Genomic DNA, 2666 nt, shown 5'->3' with positions numbered 1-2666 from the left:
GTGTACTTCGTTTCCGTGCGAAGTGATTCCCGTGCAACTGCTTCGAAGGGTGCCTCGTCTCCGGCAAGAGTCAGGGCCATGGCATCGCGCTGAAAGCGCAGAAACCAGGGCTCCAGAGTGTTTGCTGGCTGGCCAACCTCTTCCAGTCGAGCCGCCAGCGGATCCAGATCAATCAAGGTCTCAAGGACATCGAATAAAACTACGTTCGGTCGGACAGCCATGTCGAGAGCCTCCCTATCCCGGTGAAGGTTCATAGGAAGTGTAGTTCAGGTTATGGCTGTATGCCTACCCCCCCCTGGCAGCGCTTCAATGCCTCCCTGCGACGAATGAAAACGGTGGACCTTTACGAAGAGAGCCGCCTGAAAGAGCAATACAATCAGTGAGCATGGTGATTTAACGAACCTGCTGAAGACCGGGGCTACCGAATACCATTCGATTGCAGCCACTGGCTGATCTGCGCCTGGTTCATGGCTCCGCTCTGGCGGGCCAATTCCCGGCCATTCTGGAACAGGATCAGAGTGGGTATGCTGCGAATGCCAAACTGACCGGCCGGCCCGGGCGATTGTTCAGTATTCAGCTTGGCAAAGCGTACTTTACCCCGCCAGGCTTTCGCAGCTTGCTCGAACTGAGGCGCCATCGCTTTACAGGGGCCGCACCAGCTGGCCCAGAAATCCACCAGTACCGGAACATCACTACGTGCTGTATGGGCACTGAAGCTCTGGTCCCCCAGCTCCAGAACCTGATCCGGCCAGAGCGGCTGCTTGCAGGCACCGCAATTGCCGCCGGATGACAGTTTGTCGGCGGGCACACGATTCACTTTGTCGCAATGGGGACACACGAGGTGTCGGATATCGGTCATTATCAATCTGCCTCTGATTGTTTACTGATTTGAACAATCGGGGCAGATCGATAAAAATCAAGAAGGGTTGGGCGCAAGCAGGCAGTTTCCGAAGCTCAGGGAAAGTCCCCAACCCCGCTTTCGTTGGTCAATAGCGACGCAACAGATCCCGATAAAGCCGATTATTCCAGTCCTGAACAATGATCTGGGACCTGAACAGTTGCCACAACTCCCAGGAATAAACGATCACGAGCAGGCCAACGCCCGCCCAAATCAGCCCTGCCAGGAAACACCAAATGGCAACAAGCAGAGCGCCAATATCAACCAGTCCCCACTGCCAGCGCCCAAGATAGAAATGGTGCAATCCGGTGATAAAAAACCAGTTCAGCGCCGCGTATGTATCCGGGTCCTTAACCGCTTTCCCGGCTTGGCGATAGAATTCTGCCCGTTGATCATCTGAAAGCTCCCGGATCGTCTTTCTAAGCAACTCTTCCTCGGCATCAACCTCTTCTTGTTTCAACATGCTCGATATCCCGCGTGACCGGCTCGATGCATTTACAGATCGCGTCCGGCCGGTTGCACCTCCGAAGACGGTGAAACGTTAATGCCACCCCTTTGCGCAGACCAAATTGCCGGATAGCCTCCTCGGAATAGGCAGAGCAACTAGGTTCAAAATTGCAGTCGATGCCAAACCACCGGATGCCACCACCCGTTCGACGATAAAACCCGATGGCCTTCAGCGCTAACGTCTTCAGCACCGGTTAACGTCCCAACGTAACAATCACAGATTCACGTTGCCAAAACAGCCAGAAGCGCTTCATCTCCAGAACCTGGAATACAACCTGCCAACCTTCAGACGCGTAGCGGTTCAATTCCGCCTCAATCTTTTTTAAAGGCAAGCCGGAGGAGCCCAGCAGCAACGTGCCACAACCGCCCTCCGTGATATGGACCATCTTGTATTCGGTAAAGCGTTGACCCGTCATAACATCTCCTTAATTGAAAAATGAATCTGTCCTGGTTTTCGTGGGAAATTTGGCATCAGCCGAAAACGAAGGCTAGCTGCAGGATTCCCAGTCGACGCCGTTAGTTGAGCATTCCTTCAGACTTGTTCCATCCGCAAATGTCGTCCATTTTTCGTATTGCCCAGAGTTGTTCTTATACAGCCGGATAGTGTTTTCGCCGTCTGGGTAGAGTTTTTGTTTGTGCCAGGCGCTGGCGCCGCCCGTGCCGACTTCCATGAACCCATACGGTAACCCCTCGAATGTGTTTACCAGAACGCTGGGCCCCAATGATTCCAGCTGCCACTTCAGCCCCAGCCAATCATTCAGCTGTATCAAGTCTGTTGCCGGAGGGTGAAACATGAACTGACTGCTGTAATCCGCCGTGCCGTCGGAGTATTCAACAAACGCATATCTCATGTAGGTTTCGTCGGTAAAGTCCACCGTTTGGCAATCGGCAAACGCACCGGCCTCCTTGTTGACCAAGTTCGTTAGCTCGTAGGTTTTCTCTTCCCAGGTCGTTATGACGCCTTCTTTACTGTCACATCGATAATTGGAATTATCGCCGTTACGGGACTCAAACTCGAAACTGCTGTAGTAGCTGAGGTCGTCCCGAACGATTTCCTCACGCTCTCCATAAATGATTGAACGCACAACTTCAGCCAGATCATCTGTAACTTTATCAAGACGTAAGATTTGCCGCGTTTCGTCAAGCATATTGAATTCGCGGTACCAAGCATCAGGGTATTGTTCATCAGCATCCCGATCATCGAACTGATGATAGCTGGCCTGCACATACAGGGCCTCCGGATACAAATCCTTCAAACGAG

At 52.8% G+C, this 2666-nt stretch carries 5 protein-coding genes and 1 pseudogene; all 6 read right to left on the bottom strand.

Features of this window, described 5'->3' with window-relative positions:
• Window positions 1-221: pseudogene (locus tag ACESMB_RS14545) on the bottom strand (hypothetical protein); the annotation flags it as partial.
• A 197-nt stretch (window positions 222-418) separates the two neighbouring features.
• The gene (gene trxC / locus ACESMB_RS14540) at window positions 419-859 is read right to left on the bottom strand and encodes a thioredoxin TrxC (RefSeq protein WP_372971935.1); all 441 of its coding nucleotides are present in this window, start codon (window positions 857-859) and stop codon (window positions 419-421) included.
• A gap of 127 nt (window positions 860-986) precedes the next feature.
• Window positions 987-1361, bottom strand: a complete 375-nt coding sequence (locus ACESMB_RS14535; protein WP_372926825.1) for a TM2 domain-containing protein — start codon at window positions 1359-1361, stop codon at window positions 987-989.
• The gene (gene yidD, locus ACESMB_RS14530; protein ID WP_372926824.1) at window positions 1339-1596 is read right to left on the bottom strand and encodes a membrane protein insertion efficiency factor YidD; all 258 of its coding nucleotides are present in this window, start codon (window positions 1594-1596) and stop codon (window positions 1339-1341) included. The genes ACESMB_RS14535 and yidD overlap by 23 nt, the downstream gene beginning before the upstream one ends.
• Before the next feature lie 3 nt (window positions 1597-1599).
• The gene (locus tag ACESMB_RS14525; protein WP_372926823.1) at window positions 1600-1821 is read right to left on the bottom strand and encodes a DUF4177 domain-containing protein; all 222 of its coding nucleotides are present in this window, start codon (window positions 1819-1821) and stop codon (window positions 1600-1602) included.
• A 72-nt stretch (window positions 1822-1893) separates the two neighbouring features.
• Window positions 1894-2666 (bottom strand): hypothetical protein (locus tag ACESMB_RS14520; RefSeq protein ID WP_372971934.1); only part of this gene is annotated, 773 nt, incomplete at its 5' end.

Origin of the sequence: Marinobacter sp. (assembly GCF_041686475.1) — a bacterium.
Taxonomy (GTDB): Bacteria; Pseudomonadota; Gammaproteobacteria; order Pseudomonadales; family Oleiphilaceae; genus Marinobacter.
The sequence above is the reverse complement of the archived record's forward strand: the minus strand, read 5'-3'. Positions and strand labels throughout refer to the sequence as shown.